21 protein-coding genes and 1 pseudogene are annotated in these 22,936 nt (G+C 58.9%); 7 read left to right on the forward strand and 15 right to left on the reverse strand.

Annotated features, from left to right (window positions below; genetic code table 11):
• Positions 1-89 precede the first annotated feature (89 nt).
• From Q0931_RS16305 to Q0931_RS16320, 4 genes are all read left to right on the forward strand, one after another.
• Positions 90-1,106 carry a phosphotransferase gene (locus Q0931_RS16305; RefSeq protein ID WP_299262047.1) on the forward strand — a complete coding sequence of 339 codons (1,017 nt, stop codon included), beginning with the start codon at positions 90-92 and terminating at the stop codon, positions 1,104-1,106.
• Position 1,107: 1 nt separating this feature from the next.
• Complete coding sequence (gene murU, locus Q0931_RS16310; RefSeq protein ID WP_299262048.1) at positions 1,108-1,785, forward strand: N-acetylmuramate alpha-1-phosphate uridylyltransferase MurU; 678 nt, start codon at positions 1,108-1,110, stop codon at positions 1,783-1,785.
• A 65-nt stretch (positions 1,786-1,850) separates the two neighbouring features.
• Entirely contained in the window at positions 1,851-2,270 is a 420-nt protein-coding gene (locus Q0931_RS16315; protein WP_299262049.1) for an OsmC family protein, read from the forward strand.
• A gap of 157 nt (positions 2,271-2,427) precedes the next feature.
• Positions 2,428-3,573 (forward strand): AI-2E family transporter, encoded by a 1,146-nt coding sequence (locus Q0931_RS16320; RefSeq protein ID WP_299262050.1) that lies wholly within the window; start codon positions 2,428-2,430, stop codon positions 3,571-3,573.
• Here the strand turns inward: Q0931_RS16320 and Q0931_RS16325 are convergent, their stop codons facing one another.
• The 5 genes and pseudogenes from Q0931_RS16325 to purD form a co-directional block, all read right to left on the reverse strand.
• Positions 3,574-4,239, reverse strand: coding sequence for a demethoxyubiquinone hydroxylase family protein (locus Q0931_RS16325; protein WP_299262051.1), 666 nt, complete (start codon positions 4,237-4,239; stop codon positions 3,574-3,576).
• Positions 4,240-4,514: 275 nt separating this feature from the next.
• Positions 4,515-5,758, reverse strand: a pseudogene (locus Q0931_RS16780) (MFS transporter); the annotation flags it as partial.
• Between the two features lie 382 nt (positions 5,759-6,140).
• A complete protein-coding gene (locus Q0931_RS16340) occupies positions 6,141-6,482 on the reverse strand; it encodes a histidine triad nucleotide-binding protein (RefSeq protein WP_299262054.1) in 342 nt (113 codons plus the stop codon).
• A gap of 42 nt (positions 6,483-6,524) precedes the next feature.
• Positions 6,525-7,397, reverse strand: coding sequence for a phosphoribulokinase (locus tag Q0931_RS16345; RefSeq protein ID WP_299262055.1), 873 nt, complete (start codon positions 7,395-7,397; stop codon positions 6,525-6,527).
• A gap of 79 nt (positions 7,398-7,476) precedes the next feature.
• On the reverse strand, positions 7,477-8,757 hold the full coding sequence (gene purD, locus Q0931_RS16350) for a phosphoribosylamine--glycine ligase (RefSeq protein ID WP_299262056.1): 1,281 nt from the start codon (positions 8,755-8,757) through the stop codon (positions 7,477-7,479).
• A gap of 159 nt (positions 8,758-8,916) precedes the next feature.
• On the opposite strand from purD, the gene Q0931_RS16355 reads away from it, so the two are divergent.
• Positions 8,917-9,636: a 16S rRNA (uracil(1498)-N(3))-methyltransferase gene (locus tag Q0931_RS16355; protein ID WP_299262057.1), complete on the forward strand. Its 720-nt coding sequence runs from the start codon at positions 8,917-8,919 to the stop codon at positions 9,634-9,636.
• Positions 9,637-9,677: 41 nt separating this feature from the next.
• On the opposite strand, the gene Q0931_RS16360 is transcribed toward Q0931_RS16355, so the two are convergent.
• Genes Q0931_RS16360 through Q0931_RS16370 form a run of 3 tightly spaced genes read right to left on the reverse strand, consistent with a single transcriptional unit; the run spans position 9,678 to position 13,156 of the window.
• Positions 9,678-11,135 (reverse strand): phosphotransferase, encoded by a 1,458-nt coding sequence (locus tag Q0931_RS16360; protein ID WP_299262058.1) that lies wholly within the window; start codon positions 11,133-11,135, stop codon positions 9,678-9,680.
• Positions 11,132-12,343, reverse strand: coding sequence for an acyl-CoA dehydrogenase family protein (locus Q0931_RS16365; protein ID WP_299262059.1), 1,212 nt, complete (start codon positions 12,341-12,343; stop codon positions 11,132-11,134). The genes Q0931_RS16360 and Q0931_RS16365 overlap by 4 nt, the downstream gene beginning before the upstream one ends.
• Positions 12,344-12,373: 30 nt before the next feature.
• Positions 12,374-13,156 carry an SDR family oxidoreductase gene (locus tag Q0931_RS16370; protein WP_299262060.1) on the reverse strand — a complete coding sequence of 261 codons (783 nt, stop codon included), beginning with the start codon at positions 13,154-13,156 and terminating at the stop codon, positions 12,374-12,376.
• 441 nt (positions 13,157-13,597) lie between these two features.
• Between Q0931_RS16370 and Q0931_RS16375 the strand changes: the two genes are divergently transcribed.
• Together Q0931_RS16375 and Q0931_RS16380 are read left to right on the forward strand one after the other, a co-directional pair.
• Positions 13,598-14,770: an AMP-binding protein gene (locus Q0931_RS16375; protein ID WP_299262061.1), complete on the forward strand. Its 1,173-nt coding sequence runs from the start codon at positions 13,598-13,600 to the stop codon at positions 14,768-14,770.
• Positions 14,724-15,191: a hypothetical protein gene (locus Q0931_RS16380; protein WP_366941633.1), complete on the forward strand. Its 468-nt coding sequence runs from the start codon at positions 14,724-14,726 to the stop codon at positions 15,189-15,191. Before Q0931_RS16375 ends, Q0931_RS16380 begins: the two co-directional genes overlap by 47 nt.
• Positions 15,192-15,268: 77 nt before the next feature.
• Here the strand turns inward: Q0931_RS16380 and Q0931_RS16385 are convergent, their stop codons facing one another.
• The 7 genes from Q0931_RS16385 to rfbB are packed head-to-tail and all read right to left on the reverse strand — an operon-like array spanning position 15,269 to position 22,471.
• Positions 15,269-16,336: a glycosyltransferase gene (locus Q0931_RS16385; protein ID WP_299262063.1), complete on the reverse strand. Its 1,068-nt coding sequence runs from the start codon at positions 16,334-16,336 to the stop codon at positions 15,269-15,271.
• On the reverse strand, positions 16,317-17,840 hold the full coding sequence (locus tag Q0931_RS16390; protein WP_299262064.1) for an oligosaccharide flippase family protein: 1,524 nt from the start codon (positions 17,838-17,840) through the stop codon (positions 16,317-16,319). The genes Q0931_RS16385 and Q0931_RS16390 overlap by 20 nt, the downstream gene beginning before the upstream one ends.
• 38 nt (positions 17,841-17,878) lie before the next feature.
• Positions 17,879-18,913 (reverse strand): ATP-grasp domain-containing protein, encoded by a 1,035-nt coding sequence (locus tag Q0931_RS16395; protein WP_299262065.1) that lies wholly within the window; start codon positions 18,911-18,913, stop codon positions 17,879-17,881.
• A 42-nt stretch (positions 18,914-18,955) separates the two neighbouring features.
• Complete coding sequence (locus tag Q0931_RS16400; RefSeq protein WP_299262066.1) at positions 18,956-19,456, reverse strand: GNAT family N-acetyltransferase; 501 nt, start codon at positions 19,454-19,456, stop codon at positions 18,956-18,958.
• Complete coding sequence (locus tag Q0931_RS16405) at positions 19,453-20,538, reverse strand: DegT/DnrJ/EryC1/StrS aminotransferase family protein (RefSeq protein WP_299262067.1); 1,086 nt, start codon at positions 20,536-20,538, stop codon at positions 19,453-19,455. Before Q0931_RS16405 ends, Q0931_RS16400 begins: the two co-directional genes overlap by 4 nt.
• On the reverse strand, positions 20,535-21,404 hold the full coding sequence (rfbA, locus tag Q0931_RS16410) for a glucose-1-phosphate thymidylyltransferase RfbA (protein WP_299262068.1): 870 nt from the start codon (positions 21,402-21,404) through the stop codon (positions 20,535-20,537). The genes Q0931_RS16405 and rfbA overlap by 4 nt, the downstream gene beginning before the upstream one ends.
• Positions 21,401-22,471 carry a dTDP-glucose 4,6-dehydratase gene (rfbB, locus tag Q0931_RS16415; RefSeq protein WP_299262069.1) on the reverse strand — a complete coding sequence of 357 codons (1,071 nt, stop codon included), beginning with the start codon at positions 22,469-22,471 and terminating at the stop codon, positions 21,401-21,403. The genes rfbA and rfbB overlap by 4 nt, the downstream gene beginning before the upstream one ends.
• Positions 22,472-22,936: the final 465 nt, after the last annotated feature.

Genomic DNA, 22,936 nt, shown 5'->3' on the forward strand with positions numbered 1-22,936 from the left:
AGCCTGAAAACAGCGACAAAAGTGTCCTGTTGCGGCCCTTGAGCGCTCAGCATGCGGTGCCGCAACCGTACCGTCAACCAGGAGTTCCCATGACAGCGCGCCTTGACGCCCTGCGCCGCTGGGCGGCATCTCATCACGGCCTTGAGGCCACGCCACCCGAACTCGAGATCGTGACAGATGATGCCAGCTTTCGACGCTATTTTCGCCTGCATCTCGACACCGGGCATTCACGCATATTGATGGATGCGCCTCCCGAGCGTGAGAACAGCAGCTCTTTCGTGAACATCGCTCGTCAGTGGCGGGCGCATGGCATTTCTGTACCCGAGCTCTATCATGTCGATCTGGATCAGGGATTTATCGAGCTGCAGGACCTGGGCGATGACATGCTACGCCAGCATCTGGCCCGGGACGATCGGCGTGAAGCGCTCATGCTGCAGGCCATCTCAACCTCGGTGGCCATTGCGGCACTGCCGGCCGACGCCCTGCCGAACTATGATACCGGCTGGCTCGGTGAGGAGCTCGACCTCTTCCCACAGTGGTGTCTGACCCGATGGCTCGACATCGCCGTTCCCGAGAGCTGGCCCGAGGTGCGCGAGCAACTGGTCGCGGCGCTGAGTGCGCAGCCTCAGGTATGCGTCCATCGCGATTTCCACGCGCAAAATCTCATGTGCCACGATGAGCAGCTGTGGGTGATCGACTTTCAGGGCGCGGTACGTGGTCCGCTATCCTACGATCTGGTCTCGTTGCTGCGCGATCGCAACAATCCCTGGCCCGAGAGCGATCAGGCCCGCTGGATCGAGATGTGGCGCCAGAAGGCACAGGATGCCGGCATTATGGCGCCCATCACGCCGGAGGCATTTAGACGCATGGTTGACCTGACCACCGCCCAGCGCAGCCTCAAGGTGCTGGGGCTTTTCTGTCGTCTGGCGCTACGCGATGACAAGCCGCGCTATCTCACCCTGCTGCCCCTGTTTATTGAGCACGTGCGACAGGGTCTGACGGGCCAGCCCGGTTTTGAAACCTTCATGCAGTGGTTTGATACCTGCTTCGTCCCAAGGCTGGATGCACGGTTGCTTCAGCACCGCACCGCCAGTCACGGGGGCTGACATGAAAGCGATGATTCTTGCCGCCGGACGCGGCTCGCGCATGCGCGAGCTGACCGATCATTGCCCCAAACCATTAATCAAGGTGGGGGGGCACGCACTGATCGAACATCATATCGAGCGGCTGCGCATGGCGGGCATCACCGATATCGTCATCAATGTCAGCTATCTGGGCGAGCAGATCATGACGGCGCTGGGCGATGGTGCGCGCTACGGGGTTCGGTTGCGTTACAGCGTCGAGACCACCGCGCTCGAAACGGGCGGCGGCATTCGCCATGCCCTTCCCCTGCTGGGGGACGACCCGTTCTGGCTGGTCAATGCCGACGTCTGGTGTGATATTACGCCCAACAGCCTGGGCTCTCTCGATGGCGATATGGCACGGCTGGTCATGGTCGACCCACCCGAGCATCACCGTCAGGGAGATTTTCATCTGGACGATGCCGGGCGCCTGCATGAACAGGGAGTGCCACGACTGGTCTATGCCGGCGTGGCACTGATGCATCCGTCACTGGTAGCAGACCTTGCCGACGACACCGCCTGCCCGCTGAAACCCTGCCTGGTCAATGCCATGCAGCAGCACAAACTCGGCGGTTATTACCATAAAGGGCAATGGTCGGATATCGGCACCCCTGAACGGCTGGCCCTTCTTGAGCAGCAACTCTCATACCAGAACATGGACTGATCCCTGTCCCTGTTTCAACCATCCCATGAGAGGGTTCACCTCTTTATTTATACGGAGCAAGACTCATGGAAGCCAACATCAAATGGACCGATGGGCGACAGTTCGTGGCCGAATCCGGCAGCGGTCATGCCATCATTCTGGATGGGAATCCGGACAATGGCGGTCGCAACACCGGCCCTCGGCCAATGGAAATGGTCCTGATGGGACTCGGTGGATGCAGCGCCTACGATGTCATCAACATTCTTGAAAAGGCGCGCGCGAAGGTGACTGACTGCGTTGCACAGCTCAAGGCTGAACGCGCCGACACCACGCCGGCCGTGTTTACCGCCATTCATCTCCACTTCGTGGTCACGGGGGTGGCGCTCAAGGAAGCCCAGGTCAAGCGGGCCGTGGAGCTTTCGGCCGAGAAATACTGCAGTGCGTCACTGATGCTGGCTCAGGGCGGCGTCGAGATCACCCATTCATGGGAAATCGTTGAAGCCTGAAGGCCACGACGGCGAGCTGGCTTGTAACGAACCGATCTCATTCGGCGCAGTCAGGCTACACTGATGGTCACATGCCCGGCGTTATGCCGGGTTTTTTGCGACGGTTACAGGCTCTGCCGATCAGCGCTGCTGACGTCACGGCCAGGCGGGAGAAGATATGGAAAAACCGATTGAAAAAAGGGCATTTGAGCTGCTGCTGGTAGGTGTCTCGGTCGCCTTTGTCTGGATACTGCTGCCCTTTTTCAGCGCCATTTTCTGGGGGGTCATTCTGGCGCTGGTGTTCATGCCCCTGCAACGACGCCTTTTGAGCCTCTTTGGCGGACGGCGCAATCTGGCCGCCATCACCAATGTCCTGATCTGTATCTTTATTGTCATTATTCCGGTGACGCTGATTGCCGGCTCGCTGGTGCAGGAAGGCACCAGCGTTTATCAACGTATTCGCTCGGGAGATCTGGATATTGGGGCCTATGTAGAACAGGCACGCCAGGCACTGCCGCCCACAGTGGACAGCTGGCTTGAAAGTACCGGCATGGGAGATCTTTCACAGCTGCGTGACCGAATATCCGAAGGCGCTGCTCAGGGCAGTCAGATGCTGGCCTCAAGAGCGCTGAGCATCGGCCAGAATACCCTGCAGTTTTTCATCAGTCTGGGCATCATGCTCTATCTGCTTTTTTTCCTGTTTCGCGATGGCGTTCCACTGGGTCGACGCATTCGTCAGGCCATCCCGTTGAGCGCGCGCTACAAGTATCAGCTCCTCAACAAGTTCATTACGGTGACCCGTGCCACGGTCAAGGGCAACATCATTGTCGCCGCCACTCAGGGTGCCATCGGTGGGCTGGCCTTCTGGGGCCTGGGCATCGAAGCGCCGCTGTTGTGGGGCGTCATCATGGCCTTTTTGTCCCTGCTGCCAGCCATTGGCGCCGCCCTCGTCTGGGCGCCGGTCGCCATCTACTATCTGCTGACCGGCAATATCCTTGACGGCGTCATCCTGACATTTGTAGGCGTAGTGGTCATCGGCCTTGCCGACAACTTTCTGCGCCCGCTTCTGGTCGGCAAGGATACCAAGCTGCCTGATTACGTGGTGCTGATCTCAACCCTGGGGGGTATGGCACTCTTTGGCATCAATGGCTTTGTGATTGGCCCGCTGATTGCGGCACTGTTCATTGCCGCCTGGGATCTTTTTTCCCACGAAAAGGAGGAGGACGAAGCCGGTGCCATTACCGAGCTGTCGCCGATCTCGACAGAGCCTGGCAAAACACAGCCCTTGAAAACCCGGCCCCCCGAGCCACGCAACGGCCAATAATCAGTCGATCAGCCCTGCAGATGAGTGGCGACGCAGACGTCGCCACTCGCAGACCCGGGCACCCACCGAGGTCATCCAGCGCCAGCCGCCGGGCCAGCGCTGACCACCGGCTTCAAGCGCAACACGAGCATGACGCGTGCAGTCATCCAGCATCTGACGGATGACGGCACGCGATTTGTTATCCCCGGCCGGTAGCGCCGCCAGCTGGCGCTCCAGCGACTCGCCCTGCAGCGTTTCTGCCAGATTGACCAGACCGAGCCCGCGCCCGTGATGGCGGCGACTCAACAGCATCCCGGCGCCCAGCGATGTCGTGTAATAAAAGGGTGTCAGGCGCGAGGGCCGCCCTCCCAGCTCTCGCAGTCGCGCGTTGCACCAGTCCAGATGATCGATGCCTCGAACCGACAGATCATCCACCGGCTGGTAGCGACTGCTGATGCCGGTGGCGAAACGCTGCCCCTGATACATGCCCTGACCTATCACGCGACCGCGATGATGATGGCGCAGGACATCGATGGAATGTAGGGTGTCATCCGCCGTCATGGTTTGATCCCGCACTGCCATGCCGGGTCGGGCTCGGCTGGCACGTGTAGCACCCGGCACCAGGGTGCGCAGCATGGTATCAAGTTGATCAACAAAACGATCACTGTGCGTGAATCGACGGGACATGGCAGGACTCCTGAAGGTCGCTCACGATGAAAAACAATGGCGGCTGCCCTGACTATAGTGGCCATCATCAGGGCTGGCGACGTTTGTTGTAAAAGATGCGATACAGCATGACTCTATATCGCGCCTCCATTATGAGGCCGTCTGAAAAATGAGTTCAGTTCTGCCGACAACCGTCAGCTCATCTGCTCACCGGTACGGTATCTGCCGGCCGGCGTTCGTGGGCGGTCATGTACCGGCCGGTCAGCGTCATCTGCCTCGCTGGTCGTGCCTTGCGGAAACCGTACGCTCAACGCAGCAAAGGCAATCAGCGTCACCGCGATCCCCAAAAAGAAAAGCCCCTGCTGGTAGCTCAGCGATTCCGATCGAAAAAGAAAACCGGCCGCCACCGCGCCCACGTTGCCGCCGGCGCCGACGATCCCGGCCACGGCCCCCAGAGCTCGACGGTTGATAAAGGGCACTACACCATAGGTCGCGCCTTCGGCCATCTGTACACAAAGGCTGAACAGCACCATGGTCATGATGGCGATGCCCAGCACCTGCATCTGGGAGAACAGGATCAAAGCCACTCCCTCACACAGCAGCGTCAAAAACAGCCAGCGCACGCGCCCCTTGAGACCACCCAGGCGTGCAAAGCGGTCAGAGAAGAAACCGCCCAGCGCTCGGGCAAAAAGGTTCATCAACCCGAAAAGACCCGCGATCAGGCCCGCAGCTCCCAGCGACAGCTCAGAGTTATCGAAATAGTACAGCGCAGCGATATTGTTGATGGTCAGCTCAACGCCGAAACAGGCGCCATAGACCAGAAACAGGGCCCAGACGCGGACATCCCTGATGGCCGTGCCAAAGCTGGCCCGAGCGCCATATTCGTTTTTGGCCTCGACGAGCTCTCCGCGGCGGCGCAGGTCGGCAAAATTGCCATCCGGTGCGTCCTGGGTGAAATGCCAATAGGCAATACTGGTCAGAAACAACACCACGCCCGGCACGATCATCGCAAGCCGCCAGCCCAGCGTTTCACTCACCCCCAGCATCAAAAACCCTGACAGTACCAGAGGCATGAGAATCTGAGTCGTTCCTCCCCCCAGATTGCCCCAGCCGGCCGTGGCCGCATTGGCCGTGCCCACCACGTTGGGACCGAACATGATCGAAGTGAGGCACCGATCGCGCCGATGGCCAGTCGCGCCAGCAGAAAGCTTTCAAAACTGTCGGCCAGACCGATCGACATGACCGGCAACGCGCCCAGGCACAAAAGCCAGGTATAGGTGCGCCGCGGACCAATACGATCACATAAAAGCCCGATGAACAGACGTACCACCACGGTCACGGCGACCGAAGCGATCATCGTATTGCCGATCTGGGTCTTGGTCAGGTTCAGGTCATCCCGTACGACAGCCATCATCGGCGCAATGCCGAACCAGCCAAAAAAGCACACATGAAAGGCAAACCAGGACAGGTGAAACGCGCGCATCTGCGGCGTTTTGAAATCGAAAAGCCGAATGCGGGTGGCCTTGTTTCTGATCTCCATGAGGCTGCCTCGGTAAAGGGTTCGATGACACCTGTACGCTCATTAATGAGTGCACAGAACAATGGCTTCATCGCACTCGCACCGGGGCATGGTCTGACGCATCAACAAGCCCGGTCGCGTTGTGACGCGATTACTCGAGCAAGACATATGCCAGATATAACCAACATGGAATAACACAGCGGGATAAACTCTTTCCTCCTGTCCGGTTTATCACCCATCCGCTTTGGCCATGATCTCTTGCAGGACCCTTTGTCAGTGTCGTGCACCACGATAGCGCAGCGACATGACTTTTCTCTCGACAAGGCCCCTGTCCTGAAGCATCAGCCATAAAAAAAGCGCCGGCAGTCAGACTGCAGGCGCTTTTGATGGTTTCTGTGAGGGCTTAGCCGGCAGGCCAGCTCATTTGGCGTCCGCCCATCAGATGCAGGTGAATGTGATAGACGCTCTGACCACCCTGCTCGTTGCAGTTCATCACCACACGATAACCGTCTTCGGCGATCCCCTTTTCACGCGCAATTTTGGCTGCCACCAGATGCAACTTGCCTACCACTTCGGCATCGGCATCGGTGAGATCGTTGAGTGTGGCGATCTCCCTTTTGGGAATGATCAGCACATGCACCGGCGCCTGCGGATTGACGTCGTTGAACGCCAGCACATTATCGTCTTCATAAACGATATCTGCCTTGATCTCGCGATTGATGATTTTGGTAAAGATCGTGGACATGAAAACTCCCTGGTCAGAAATGGATCATTATCGTCGGCGCATCTATCGAAAACGCCGCTGGGCCAGCAGGGCTTCTATCTGTGGTTCAAGAATCAGCTCGATGGCCAGTGGCATTTGCGCCCCCGGCACCACCAGCGTATTGGGCCGCGTCATGAACGCCCCCGACAGCATGGTCAGCAGATAGGGGAAATCCGCGCTGTCGCGGTCGCGAAAGCGAATCACCACGAAGGATTCGGCATCAGAAGGAATTGCCTGCGGCTCGAAGGGATTGGAGGTATCCACCGTGGGTACGCGCTGAAAATTGATATGCGTACGGGAAAACTGCGGCACGATATAGCGCACGTAGTCCTGCATGCGTCCAAGAATCGTCTCTACCACCGCTTCGTGGGAATGACCGCGCATGTTGATATCGCGATCGATCTTTTGAATCCACTCAAGGTTGACGGTGGGCGTCACTCCGATCAGCAGGTCAACGTGCTGCGCCAGGTCCTGGCTGGAAGATACCAGACCGCCATGCAGCCCCTCATAGAATAAAAGATCCGTACCGGTGGGCAGGGGCTGCCATTCGGTAAAGGTCCCGACACGATAACCGGCCTCCAGCATCCGCTTGTCTTCGGAATGGATGTAATGACGGTAGGTGCCGGTACCATGTTCACCATATTCGGCAAACAGGCGCTCGAGGCGGTCCAGCAGGTTGGCCTCGACCGCGAAGTGTGAAAGCTCGTTCTTGCGTTCGGGCTCGTCACGAAAAATACGTGCCAGATCTTCCCGGCTATAGCGGTGAAAGGCGTCGCCATCCACAAAGGCGGCTCTGATACCCTTGCGCGAAAACATGCGCTCGAAGGCGCGCCGCACGGTAGTGGTTCCTGCGCCGGACGAGCCGGTAATGGCAATCACGGGGTACTCGCGTGACATGGCGCCTCCTGAGCTGCAGACCCGAGACGGGTATTGTTAATGACGCCGGCCAGCCCTGAAGGCCGGCCGGCGTGCAGCGCTATCGGTTGATGGCGCGAGCAGCAATGTCGCTGCGATAAAACCCGCCTTCAAACTGCATGGCGGCCACGCCTTCATAAGCAAGATCGCGCGCCGCTTTCACGTCATCTCCCAGCGCCGTAACGCAGAGTACACGCCCGCCCGCTGTCTCAATGGCGCCGTTTTCACTCTCGCGGGTGCCGGCATGAAATACGTGGCAGCCAAGACGCTGCGCATCATCAAAGCCCGTGATGACATCGCCCTTTCGATAGCTGCCCGGATAACCTTCTGCCGCCATCACGACACCCACTGCCGGGCGCGGGTCCCACTGACAGTGGTACTGACCAAGCTGGCCATCAATGGCCGCTTCACACAGCGTGACCAGATCAGACTGCAGGCGCAGCATGATCGGCTGGGTTTCGGGATCGCCAAAACGGCAATTGTATTCAATCACGCGCGGGGCGCCCTGAGCATCGATCATGAGTCCTGCATACAAAAAGCCCGTATACGCATGACCGTCGGCCTTCATGCCCTGAATGGTCGGCATGATAATCTCGCGCATGACGCGCTTGCGTACACTTTCGGTGACCACGGGTGCCGGCGAATAAGCGCCCATGCCGCCGGTATTGGCACCGCTGTCATTGTCGCCTACCCGCTTGTGGTCCTGACTGGTCGCCATCTCCACAACGTGATTGCCATCGGCCATAACGATAAAGCTGGCCTCTTCGCCGTCAAGATACTCCTCGATGACCACGCGCGCGCCGGCATCGCCGAAAGCGTTGTCTTCCAGCATGTCCTGAACGGCCGCTCGCGCCTGCGCCATGTCCATGGCCACAATCACACCCTTGCCGGCGGCCAGACCGTCGGCCTTGATCACGATCGGCGCCCCCTGTGACTCAAGATAGGCCAGCGCCGGCGCGACTTCCGTAAAGCTTTGATAGCGGGCGGTCGGAATGCCGTGGCGCGCCAGGAAATCCTTGCTGAAAGACTTGGAACCCTCAAGCCTTGCGGCCGCCGCACTCGGGCCAAAAATCCTGAGCCCTTCGGCCTGAAAACGGTCAACGACACCCGCCACCAGCGGCGCTTCAGGGCCGACCACGGTAAGATCAACCCTTTCATTGAGCGCGATTGCAAGCAACCCTTCAATATCACCGCCGGCGACATCCACGTTACGAAGGCCGGGCTCGCGTGCGGTACCGGCATTGCCGGGGGCCAACAGCACCTCATCCACCCGCGGTGACTGTGCCAGCTTCCACGCCAGCGCGTGTTCGCGGCCACCGCCGCCAATTATCAGTACCTTCATGCCGAAGCTTTCCTGCGTCATGGTTCAAGCCATTACCCGTGTGCCCGGGCGCGTGTCCGGCGCATTATGTCAGAAAGCGAACGGGTCGTCCGCCCGTGACAGCTGCGCTATCATCGTCGCCCCTATCGACACGCCCGCGCCCCTGGAAATACCGCCCACATGAATCTTTTGTTGCTCACTCCTGACGACCTCGTGACGCCCGCTCGGGCGTGTATCCACGATAGCCGACGCCTGTACCATCTTCACGAGATACACAAGGCGTCACCCGGCGAAGAGCTGACAGTCGGCATGACCAGTGAAGGCATCGGCCGGGCGCGCCTGCTCGAACTTGAAAGAGAGCGGGCACTGTTCGAGATCCTGCATCTCGACCATCCCCCGCCACCGGCTCTGCCGGTGCATCTGTTGCTGGCCCTGCCGCGCCCACGCATGCTGGCCCGCTCGCTCGAGAACATCGCCACCATGGGCGTCAAACGGCTGACGCTTTTGCATACCGCCAGAGTCGAGAAAAGCTACTGGCAATCGCCCGAGCTTCAACCCGAGCGCATTGAGGCGCATCTGCGTCTTGGCCTTGAGCAGGCCCGTGATACGGTATTGCCGATAGTGGATCTGCAGCCTCGTTTCAAACCCTTTATCGAGGATCAGCTGCCTGGCGCACTCATGGGCCATCGGGCGCTACTGGCCCATCCCGGCATCGGGGAAAGCTGCCCGCGCGGGCTGGCCATGGATCAGCCCGTGACCCTGGCGATTGGTCCCGAAGGGGGCTTTATTCCTTATGAAGTCGAAAGGCTGCAAACGATGGGTTTTGAAGGCATCCACCTGGGCCCGCGAATTCTGCGCGTGGAGACAGCGGTGGTATCGCTGCTGTCACGGCTTTTTTAAACACCCTGGCCGCGTCAGCACAGGCCACCACCTGCCGCCCCCTACTGCTGCGCGGCGCGCGGCTGGCTGATGCGCGCGCGCGCCAGTGCGTCTTCCCTGAGCAGATAGCGCAGCGCTTCAAACCGCTCAGGGGCATCGCGCTTACCACACTGGATGTCTTCCACCAGCGCTCGTGCACCGGCATGCGAATCCTCGGCATCCATCGGCAGGGAGAACTGCTGCGCCAGCATTTCCCTGACCTCATCCCAGATGGAGACACCCCGATACTGCTGGCGGGCAATGATCGACAGCGCATTGGCGACCATCAGGGCCGAATGCCGTGCCTCTCCGTCCAGCGCCGGGATGATCTCTGACTTGAGAGTCTGACGCGTGATCTCCATCAGATCGCGCGCATCATCATTGAGCGCCGAAAGCGCCTCCCAGGCGACGGGAAGGGAAGTCTCGGTCGTATGGGTGTCCGCCTGATCGGATGACGACGGCAGACTGGCCGGATCGATGCCGGCTGCGACCGGGATCAGGCGCAGCAGGTCAAGCTCAAGGCCCGGCAGCAGATGCGACGTCAACGCCAGCTCCAGATCCGGCTGGACACCGCTGTCGTGACGCGCGCCCTGCTCCAGGGCAATCACGGCCCAGCGAAGCGTCGCCAGGATAATCCACTTGTCAAGCTGCTCACGATCAATGCGTTCCCCGCCGGCATTTTCATAGCCACGTAAAAAGGCCTCGATCGAACCCAGACCACCGGCCTCTCCCGGACCGCCGAAACGCCAGCAGGGCGCACAGAACCAGCCAATGTCGGCAAGCGCGGCATTGGGTCCGGCAAACTCCCAATCCAGCACCGCCTCGAGCCGGCCGGCGTTGATCATGAGATTGCCGGTGCGGAAGTCGTTATGCGCCAGCACGGTGTTTGACGGCGCCGGCGGATGGCGTTCCAGCCAGCGCAGCGCCCATGCCAGCACCGGCTGAGGCTGATCCAGCTGCGCCAGGCGGGCATGAAAATCGGCCAGCTGTGTGGAGACCACATCATCGCTTTTGTGACCATCATCATCGGACAGCGGCAGGGCATGAATGCGCGCCAGCTCCGCGCCCAGATCTTCCACCAGCGGTTCAAGGGCCCTATCTCCGGCCAGAGCCACCAGCGACCGGGGAGAGGCCTCCCCGTCGACATGGCGCATGATCATGAAAGGACGACCCAGAACGCTGTCTTCCTCACACATCCACAGGGGTTCGGGCACACGGATGCCGTGATGCCAGGCACGCTCGAGCAGGCCAAATTCTTCCTTTCGGCTGGCGCTGATGGCCAGTGGCGCCCGGGCATCGCTGCGCAACACCCAGCGCTGCTCTCCAGCCATGGGACCGCCGGTCACGACCACCTCCAGAAGGCGATTGTCCTGCACAGCGCCGCCGCCCAGACGCCGCTGAGACTGGATCACCACATGCTCGGCGCCACACTGTTGTGCCAGCCATGCACTCAGGGCCGAATCCGCAGCGCTGTCACTCATTGATCAGCCACCTCCCAGTGCCAGAAGTCGTTGCCTTCACTGCGCAGCATGCGCGCCAACAGCATCTGATGGACTTCGGTGGCACCATCCACAATGCGCGCCTGACGCGCATAGCGGTAGATCCATTCCAGTACCGTGTCTTGGGAGTAGCCCTTGGCGCCATGCACCTGGATGGCGACATCCACCGCCTTGTTGAGCACATTGGAGACGGCCACCTTGGCCATGCTGACTTCCTTGCGGGCAAAGCTGCCCTGATCGAGTGCCCAGGCCGCCTTCATGACCAGCGTCCGGCCTACTTCGATCTCCATGGCCACTTCTCCCAGCATCGTCTGAATGCTCTGGTTATCTGCCAGCGCGGCACCAAAGGCCTGACGCATCTCGACATGACCCAGCGCTTCCTCCATGGACCGCTGCGCCAGGCCCAGCCAGCGCATGCAGTGTGTCAACCGCGCCGGTGCCAGCCGAATCTGGGCGACCTTCATGCCCTCGCCTACCCCGAGCACTACCTGATCGTCGGGAATTTCCAGTCCGTCAAAGATCAGCTCGCAGTGGCCACCGTGCTCTTCGGGCCCCATGATCGGAATACGACGCTTGATCTCCCAGCCGGGCTGATCACGATGAAACAAAAAGACGGTCAGCCCCTTGCGCGCATCGTCACTGGTCCGGGCCACCAGCATGAAATGCTCGGCAAGACCGGCACCGGTAATGAACCACTTGTGACCGTTGATCACCCAGCGATCACCGCGGCGCTCGGCACGCGTTTGCATCATGCCGGCCATGTCGGAGCCGGAGCCGGGGTGCGGCTCGGTCAGGGCAAAGGCACTGCGCACCTGGCCATCAACGATCGGCTGAAGCCAGCGCGCCTTCTGCTCTTCGGTACCGACCTTTTCAAGCACCATCATGTTGCCGTCATCGGGTGCCACGGCGTTAAAGCAGACCGGTCCGAAAATGGAGCGGTTCATGGCTTCATAGCAGGCGGCCATGCCCACCATGGAAAGCCCCATGCCACCGCGAGCGCGAGGCATCTGCGGAGACCAGAGCCCGGCCTCCTTCACCTCGCCACGCAGACGCTGGAGGTGATGATCCACGATGTTTTCGTGCTCGTCGTAATTGGCCCGATCCTTCTCCAGCGGCATGATGCGCTCATCCACAAAGGTACTGATGCGCTGACGATACTGTTCAATGTCCCGGGGGAGTGAGAAATCCATGTGATGTCCAGAGAGATAGGAAAATAAGCGTCAGAGCGAGCTGACCATGTGGCCGCCATCAACCGTGAGCACACTGCCGGTCATGTAGTTGCCGGCCTCGCTGCACAGCAGTAGCAAGGGGCCATCGAGAGACTCGGGCGCTCCCAGACGTCTCTGGGGGATACGTCGAATCAGGTGTTGCCCCTGCTCGCTCTGGAAAAAGTCGTGGTTAAGAGGCGTATCGATATAGCCCGGTGCCAGTGCGTTCACTCGAATGCCGTAGCGTGCCCACTCCAGCGCCAGGCTTTTGGTGAGCTGGATCAATCCCGCCTTGCTGGCACTGTAGGCTGCCACATGACCGGCCACCCGCAGCCCGAGAATCGAGGCCACGTTGACGATCGCACCGCCGGCACCCTGCGCCTGCATGGCCTGCGCCGCGGCTTTTGATACCCGCATGGCGCCGTTGAGATTGGTATCGATGATGTCGTTCCATGCGTCCATGTCGCGTGACATCGCCGGGGTCGTATCGGTAATGCCGGCATTGTTGACCACGATGTCGGGAGCCTGCCCAGCCTCAAGTGTCAGCGTCTCGAGAGCACGACGCACATCGTCTTCATCACGGATGTCCATGGCACACACCCACACCCTGATGCCCTGGCCGCGCAGTTCGACGGCCTGCGCTTCAAGAGGCTCCCGGCGGCGGCCGGCCAGCATCAATGACGCTCCGGCGCTTCCAAGCACCTGACTGAAATGCGCGCCCAGGCCACTGGCGGCTCCTGTAATCAGCGCTACCTGTCCTTTTAGGTGTAGACGTCCTTCAATATCCGCTGTCATGACGACTCCAGCGTTGAATGCAATCAATGGTCCGCACACGACAACGCATTTTTATATTCAATATTAAACATAAGCGATTCATGTGGTCGGTGAGCTTAAAATAGATAATAACTTTCAAACTACGACGTATGGTTTCATCAGAATGTGCCGTATCGATTATGTTGTTTTTACAAAACAAAAAGGCGGCAAGACATGTTTATATTGTATGAGCAAAACCGTGAACCTGTTAATTCAAACTTAATTTGCTCAACTTGCCCTTCTTGTTAACAAATTATTAGACCGTAGACCGAGTTTGCGAGAATGACATACCCAACATTATTTGTCGGGTTTAAAACTCATTAAAAAAATAAAAAAGCATACTTATGGTCTCGTGGAGATATGGCATTGAATAATTACCGTGCAACATCGTCGTCATGCCCGCCACCGGGCAAAAGCAACCATGTGCCCCTGTCACCCCTCAGTTTTCTGGAGCGTGCCGTTCGGGTTCATCCAAATCGAACTGCCGTCATTGAAGAGGATGTCACTCTCTCCTATCGAGTGTTTTATCAGCGCTGCCGGCAGCTTGGCGGTGCCCTGCAGGCGCTTGGCGTTGCACCGGGCGAAGTGGTATCGACCCTTGGCATGAACTCGAAAGCCATGCTGGAGGCACACTATGGCGTGCCGATGGCAGGCGGCATTCTCAATGCCATCAATGCAAGGCTCGATGGTGCCTCCGTTGCCTTCATCATGGCGCACGCCGAAACGCGTGTACTGATTTTTGACCAAAGCCTGCGCAGCATAGTGGCCACGGCACTGTCATTTTTGACAACACCGGCGCCCGTGCTGATGGAGATCAGGGATGGCAGCAGCGATGAATCATCATGGAAGCTGCCGGCACCTCATGACTACGAATCGCTGGTGGAAAGTGCCACTCCGTGCATTCCCGGGTTACCCGAGGACGAAAACGACCGTATCGCGCTCAACTACACCTCAGGCACCACGGGCAACCCCAAGGGCGTCATCTATAGCCATCGGGGCGCCTATCTCAACGCCCTGTCCAATACGCTGACGCTCAGGATGGACGACCGCACGGTTTATCTCTGGACGCTGCCCATGTTCCACTGCAACGGCTGGACCCATACATGGGCCGTCACGGCGGCGGGTGGCACGCATGTCTGCATGCGGCGGGTCGAGCCGGCCCGCGTGCTGGACATGATCCATGCCAGAGGCATTACGCACATGGCAGCGGCGCCCATTATCATGACCATGCTGCTGGATCGTCCCGAAGCTGCGACGCCACTTCCCCATCCGGTCATGCTGGCCACGGGCGGCGCGCCACCCAATTCGGCCACCATTGCGCGCATGAGCGCGCTGGGATTTGACGTGCTGCACCTCTATGGCATGACGGAAACCTATGGCCCCTCGCTGGTCTGTCAGTTCCAGCCGGAATGGTCTGCACTGACTCATGAAGCGCGCGCGCCTCCAGATCCGCCAGGGCGTGGGCACCCTGGCTATCGAACGCGTTGCCTTGAAGGACCCGGTCACTCACGAAGACGTCCCTGCCGATGGCCACTCTCTGGGACATCTCATGCTGCGTGGCAACACCATCATGCAGGGCTACATCAAAAACCCTGACGCCACACGGGAAGCCATGGGCCGGGGCTGGCTCGATACCGGAGATATCGCCGTGATGCACGAAGACGGCTATATCGAGATCCGCGATCGTGCCAAGGACATCATTATTTCAGGCGGCGAGTCGATTTCCTCCATCGAGATCGAGGAAATCATGATGAGCCACCCAGCCATCCGCGAAGTCGCCGTGATCGCAAGGCCCCATGATTTCTGGGGCGAGACACCGCATGCCTTTGTGGTACCCATGTCGGATACCGACAGACCCGGTGAAGCCGAACTATTGAGCTGGTGTCGTGAACATATGGCGCATTTCAAGGTGCCAGGGCATGTCACGTTTCAAACGTCACTGCCAAGAACCTCGACCGGCAAGCTTCAAAAATATGCGCTGCGCGAGCATCAGAGGACGCAGATGATCACTGCTTGAACACACCCTGGCAGGGTCTCGAGTTCAAAATCGCTCGGAACACTGTCTGCCCTGCCAATTTACCAGGCACGATCCTGTCAGGCACAGTCAGTGGGACGACGGCGGCGCTGATACCAATGGCGCAGCGCAATCACTCTGCTCGCCAGGCGAGGGGTTCGACGCAACAGAAACAGCAGCCGCTGCGGCGTAGAGATGGTCTGATGATGCATGCTTGCCGTGATCGCATCACGAAAGCCGTGATAACGGCCTGCCTGAAGATATTCTACCGAGGCGTAATACCAGCGCCGCGCCATGGCCAGCGTAATGGCCGGTGTATGGGAAGCATCCAGCTGGCCTGCCAGATGAGCCATGCACTCGGCATGTCGTGCCATGAATGCCTGATGACGGGCATAGCGCTGATCGTCTTCCAGCAGGCGCTGTTGCTGTGACCACGAGCCCTGGGCATGGGTACGGTAAACGGCCATGACGTCGGGCAGATAAAGCGCCCCGGCCGGACAGGCCGCCAGAACCTGAAGATAAAAGTCGCCGACCGGTGCAGTGGTATAAAACCACTCGGGAAGATGTTCTACCACGCTTCGATGCAGCATCAGCGATGGCGACGGACAGTAGTCGCCGGTATGTACCAGCAACTCGTCAGGATGCACGACGCGCTCATGATTGCGCCTGTCCTGAACCTCAATGTGCAGGGCATCCTTCTCGGGGCCGCGCCGGATCACGTTGTGATAGCTGATCAAGAGTTCCGGCCGGGCCTGCATGGCGCGGTATTGGCGGGCAAGCTTTTGCTCGTCACACCAGAAATCATCGCCCTCACACAGCGCCAGATACGGTGCCCGAGCAAAGCCTGCCGCCAGCGGCATGATCCTGTGACCCTTCTGATACTGGTTTTCATCACGCAGTACGGCCCGGATGATGCGCGGATAACGCCTGGCATATTCGGCGACGATCTCTGCCGTACCATCGGTTGAGGCATCATCATGCACAATGATTTCAAAGCAGAAATCCGTTTGCTGGCATAAAAAGCTTTCGATAGCCTCCCGGATATAGCCGGCCTGATTGAAGGTCGTGCAGATGACACTGACCTCCGGCGTCTCCGCCCCGGCCGGCCAGTGCCGAACAAGCCTCTCCTCAGTGGGTAGCGCGGGCATGCTTTCTCTCCTGCAAACGGCGAATGATCATGTCGCGCCCCACCGAGGAAACCACGGCGTTGACCAGCAAAATGGCGATGCCCATGCCCATCAGACTGACAAATATCCAGGGTCTGGGCAGCGTCCAGAGCGACAGCCCCAGCCCCTGATAAAGCAGCAGCATTAGCGCCGTCGCGACCGCACAGGGCAGAATATCGCGGGTCATCCATTCCCGGTGAATGCCCGGGGCAAACCTTGCATGCACAAAAGGCGTCCAGAGCAGAAACGAGAGCAGGCGAAAGGCGCACCAGGCCACCGCCACGCCGATCGCCTGCCACTGCCAGGCGGCTACGACCACCACCGGCACCACGATCAAAACGGAGACCGTATTGTAGATGACATGCAGCCGCAGCCGACCGTGGGCGTACTGGAGATAATACTGAAAGGCGCCGATCGCGAGCAGGCCGTTGCCCAGCGCATACCAGAGCAGGATGGGCGCGCCCCACCGGGCAGCTTCCATGTTACCGGTCCAGGCATACAGCAGCTGCCCACCGTACAGGGCCACCATACCCGCCACCGGCAGCAGTGTGGCGGCGATAAACTGGGAGGCACGCCGATAAAGACGCAGCATCTGCGCCTCCTCCTGACTGGCCAGCAGCCCGGTCATGCGAGGCATCAGGGCGCGACTGATCGGCATGGTCAGGGTCATGATCGCATTGGCCACCACCACCACCAGGGTGAAATAGCCATATTCCGACAGCGGCAGAAACGACGACAGCAGCAGCTTGTCGAGCTGCGTCATCAATATCCAGATGCCGGCCGTGTAGGCCACCCCACCGGCAAAGGGCAGCACCGGACGCAGTACGGCCCATGAAAATCCCTGCCACTGCTCGCGACCACCCAACAGGCGATAGAACATGACGCCCATGACCATGAGCTCGAGCAGTGCAATGGCGATCTGATATTCGAAATAGGCGCTGGGCTGAGTACTGACAAACTGCAAAATCAGCAGGACGCCCACAAACTTGAACGTAGCGATCACGACATTGGCCACATTCAGCGAGACCTGTCGCTCCAGCCCCTGAATACCGCTTCGATACAATGAGGCCAGCCAGCGCATGCCGATCATGAAGCCCATGAGCACGATGCACCAGGCCACCTCGTCGCGTGAGAGCGTGTTGATCTCAAGCCAGTGCGTGGCAATCCAGTCGCTGCCCAGCACGATCGACACCACCATGACGACCGCCAGCCCCAGAAAGACGATTTCAAGGCTTCGCACCAGTCCGCGCAGTTGTTGCCACTGATTACCCTGATGCGTGGCGGCCCTGGCCGTTTCGCGGGCCAGGGTGGGCGACATGCCCATGTCCAGAAGATTGAGCCAGGCCTGCAGGACGATGAAAAACCCGACGAGACCGTAGGCTTCCTCGCCCATCCAGGCCAGATAGAAGGGATAAACGACAATACCGATCAGCGTGGTGTAAAGCTGACCGGCATAGTTGGCAAGCGCATTGGCCTTGACCGACACGACGTACTCCTGTCAAACGAAACCGCGGGGTCTGTGGTTCAGGTATTCCTGTCCGATTCAGGGGCCAGCATGGGCACCAGCGCCTTGAGCCCGAAGGTTCCGACACGAGCCACACAAGGTGACGGTGACTGTCCCTGTGCCAGGCGCACCAGCATTTCAGGATAGTTGGCACCGGCCAGGTGCGAGAATGGATACCCGCCGCCAAATCGGGCATTGAACTCGATCACGGCCAGACGGTCACCACTGACCATGACATCGACATCCAGGTTACCCACATGTCCCAGTTGACGCCCCAGTCGCTCGCCCAGTCGTATCAATTCCGGCATGTCCACGACCTCGGCTACATCGGTCTCTCCCGAGCGCATGCGTACCTTGCGCTTGACGGTGGTCACCACATGATGGCGCTTGAAATCGTTAAACACGTCAAGTCCGTACTCCTGACCTGAAATGCCTTCCTGAATCAGTACATCACCTCGGCCATCCTTTTCGATGATGCGCGCTTCCATCAGCGAGAGGTAACTGCGGGCAATGCCACGGCGGGTATGCTCATGAAAAAAGCGCAGCTCATCGGCATCACGTGCCATCTGTACACCGATGGAGCCCATGCCCCATCGAGGCTTTACAAACAGCGGCCAGCGTACTTCACCGGCATTGACGGCTTCCAGTGCCGACGACAGTGACGCCCATGTGCGCGGACCGTCAAAACCGTGCTCCTGCAGAAATATCTGGGTGCGCCATTTGTCGTTGGCAATATCCACGACTGCTTCATCGGAAACGGCCACCTGAATGCCACGCTCGGCAAATCGCTCACGGGCGGCACTGAGAAAAGGCAGATCGATATCAAACAGTGACACCACCAGCCCGACATCTTCCCTTTCAGCAATATCGAGCAGCGCATCGATATAGCCGGGGTCATTGACCCCCGGCACCTCATGGGCACGATCGGCGCGCCACATGCCATCGGTCAGAGGGTCACTATTGGCCGCGATAACACGGCCCTGGCCGGCGAGCGCCTCACGAAAATAGTCCACCAGATAGCCACGCCGGCCCACACAGGACAGCAGTACGTTCATGAATTCACTCCGGAGTCGCCGCCATGGGCCCGTTGCGTTGCATTAACGGGCATTATCAGACTGATCATTGAGCGTCATGTTCAGCTGCAGTGACTCGACGCCCCATTCGTTGGTCTCAACACGCTCGACCACAAAGCCCATCTCTTCGTAGAAGGCCAGGATCCTGCCGCGATGCCACGTTCTTGCCCGCAGATTATGCATGCCGGCTGCCCGACAGGAATCGATGCCCCGGGACAGCAGGGGTCTGGCAATGCCACTGCCTCGATAGCTCGGCAGTACCCCGATGAAGGTGGCATAGGCCTGATAATGCTCATGGTCATTGGCATAGCAGGCGATGGCCGCCACCACGTCATCACCATCCAGCACATAGTTGACCTCGGCCAGACGCAGCAGCTTGTCCACGTAGTCAGGCAGGTGATGCTGCGCTGACAGGGGCGGTTCGAACTCTTTCTCGACCTGTTCGATAAAACGCAGGAACGCTTCTGGCGAGACGGCGCGATCGCGATGATGGTAAAAGGCCAGCTCTTGAGCATCGTTAGTCATGCGGTCTCCAGTTGCAGCGCGTCTTCGAGATGGCGCATGACCTGCTCGGCATCCTCACCGGTCATGGCCACAAAGTTGGGCAGGCAAAGCACGCGCGAGGCGATATCTTCCGCCACCGGCATATCGGCGGCGGTGCCCTCTGGCATCCCGACAAGGTTGAGCGCCGGATGAAAATAGCGACGCGGATGAATATCCTGCTCGGTCAGATGGTGCAACACCCTTTCCAGCTGCGCTTCATTACGCAACAAAATGGGATAGTAGGCATGATTGATGTCAGCCCCTGAAACCATTCCTGGACGCGATATCGGCAGGCCATGGTGATCGATCCATCGATCATAAATCCCGGCAATACTGGCCCGGCTGGCAAGAATATGATCAAGCCAGGGCCAGAGCGCCAGCCCCATGGCCGCGTGCGCTTCCGACCCCTTGGCATTGATGCCGGCGCCGCCCACCTGACCAAAGGCACGCAGTGACGTAATGCGCTCACTCAACTCGGCGCTGTGGGTAAACAGTGCCCCACCCTCAATGGTGTGAAAAAGCTTCGTGGCGTGGAAACTGGTGATGCTGATGTCGCCGTAATCCAGCAGGCTGCGGCCTAGATGATGCGATCCGAAAGCATGCGCGCCGTCGTAAATCACCTTCAAATCGTGGCGCCGGGCGATGGCCTCAATGGCCATCACATCGCAGGGATGACCATAAATATGCGTAGCCAGAATGGCGCAGGTCTCGGGCGTGATGGCCGCCTCGATACGCGCAGGATCAAGCGTCAGCATCTGTGGATCGATATCGACAAATATCGGCGTCAGCCCCTCCCACAGCAGGGCATTGAGGGTGGCCACGAAGGAAAACGGCGTCGTAATAACCTCGCCTTCCAGCGCCAGCGCCTTGAAGGCCAGCTGCAGTGCCAGCGTGCCGTTGGCCACGAAGTGACAGTAATCGATCTCAAGAAAACCCTTGAGATGTTCTTCAAAAGACTGCACCAGCGGCCCATGATTGGTGAGCCACTGCCGGGAGAACATGTCGTTGATATAGCGCTGGTAGTCCGCCTCGGGAGGCAGGAAGGGGCGTGTAAAGGGGATCATGGCGACTCCAGTAACGAGATCAGGTACTGCCCATAACCGTTTTTCTCCAGTGCCCGCCCTTCTGCCATCAAGGCGTCACTGTCGATCCAGCCGTTACGCCAGGCGATCTCCTCGAGACAGGCCACCTTGTAGCCCTGTCGCTTTTCGATGGTTTCGACAAACTGTGCCGCTTCCAGCAGGCTTTCGTGGGTACCGGTATCCAGCCAGGCAAAGCCGCGACCCAACAGCTCGACATTGAGCCTGCCCCGCTCCAGATAGGCCTGATTGACGCTGGTAATCTCAAGCTCCCCTCGATGAGAGGGGCGAACATCGCGAGCAATGTCCACCACATCATTGTCGTAGAAATAAAGCCCGGTCACGGCATAGCGTGATTTGGGCTCAGTGGGTTTTTCTTCCAGCGACAGCACACGTTGCTCACTATCGAACTCCACGACACCGAAACGCTCGGGATCACGCACCTGATAGCCAAAGATCGTGGCACCGGTGCCGCGCTCGACCGCATGCTTGAGCCGCGGAACAAAGCCGTGACCGTAGAAAATGTTGTCACCCAGAATCAGGCAGACATTGTCATTGCCGATAAAGGGCTGCCCGATGAGAAACGCCTGTGCCAGCCCGTCGGGGCTGGGTTGGGCAGCGTATTCGATCGATATCCCGAAGCGCGAACCATCGCCCAGAAGACGCTTGAACAGGGGCTGCTCAACGGGTGTGGTAATGATCAGCACTTCCCGAATGCCGGCCAGCATCAGTATTGACAGCGGGTAATAGATCATCGGCTTGTCGTGGATGGGCAGCAGCTGCTTCGACACGCTCAGGGTTAGCGGATACAGCCGCGTACCGCTGCCGCCGGCCAGAATGATGCCCTTCATACCGTGGCCCTCAGTCCCTGACGCTGGCGGGTGTGCTCAACCTCGACGCCCTGGCACCAGTCACCGTGCTCCAGAAACCACCGTACGGTCTTTTCGATGCCGCTTTCAAAGCTCTCCTGCGGATGCCAGCCAAGTTCCCGTCCAATATGCGAAGCATCAATGGCATAGCGTCGGTCATGCCCCGGGCGGTCAGCCACATGGGTAATGAGGTCATGAAAGCGACCAACCCCGGCAGGATGCGGCACTTCAAGGCGCTCGAGAACGTCACAGATGGTGGTTACCACGTCAATGTTGCGACGCTCCTCATGGCCACCGATGTTATAGCTGGTGCCAATTATTCCTTGTGTCATGACCAGATGAAGGGCGCGGGCATGATCCTCGACATACAGCCAGTCACGGATTTGATGGCCTTCGCCGTAAACCGGGATGTCGCGCCCCTGCAGGGCGTTGAGGATCACCAGCGGGATCAGCTTCTCCGGGAAATGCCACGGGCCGTAGTTGTTCGAGCAGTTCGTGATCAGGGTGGGCAGGCCATAGGTACGCTGCCATGCGCGCACGAGATGATCGGCGCTGGCCTTGCTGGCGGCGTAGGGAGAGCTGGGTGCATAGGAAGATGTCTCACTAAAGGGCGCAGCCTCCGGGGAAAGGTCCCCGAACACTTCATCCGTTGAGACGTGATGAAAGCGGAAACGCGCTCGCTGCTCGCCTTCCAACCCCTCATACCAGCTGCGCGCGGCTTCCAGCAGATTGAAAACACCCACAATATTGGTATCGATAAAGACAGCGGGGCCGTCGATGGAGCGGTCGACATGAGATTCTGCGGCCAGATGCACGACCACATCCGGCTGCCATGTCGAAAACACACGATCCAGCGCCGGGCGGTCACGGATATCCACCTGCTCCAGACAGTAGCGTGGGTTTTGGTCAATATCCTTCAGCGTGGCGGTATGTCCGGCATAGGTCAGACAATCAACATTAACAATGCGACATGTATCGTGTGCAATGAGATGACGTATCAATGCCGAGCCGATGAATCCGGCACCTCCGGTGACGATGACTGTCTGCATGATCTTCTACCCTTTGATCCCATACACTCGACCCTGCCTCTAATAAAGATAAAGGGTTCTGCTTGAGGGAGTATTCGTCTTTGCCGGCCAGCCTGATGTCAATGATTATCAACGTTATAACAATAGTAACGGCAATAGATATTCAGCCAGCGTTTATTGCATTGTGAAACCGAGGATAGACAAACAAAACGCTTGGATGTTGTGCCGAAACCGCCATGAATTATTAGCTTTCAGCACATGCCATAAAGGTTGTCATTCGATATAAATTAAAGCATGAGATATTGTAGGAATCGCCATACAAAAAAACGCCGCTCGCTATTAAACGAAGGCATTTTAATGAATTTGGTTGCTTTAAATATTGCTCGATAATTAAGCCTGTCAAAAAAAATGGCTCTTCGTCGCTGGGTGTGGAATTCGCCCCCTGAGCTGGGCCAGGATATGACCTCCACATGGACAGGAGGTACG

This window comes from uncultured Kushneria sp., assembly GCF_947497025.1.
Classification (GTDB): domain Bacteria; phylum Pseudomonadota; class Gammaproteobacteria; order Pseudomonadales; family Halomonadaceae; genus Kushneria.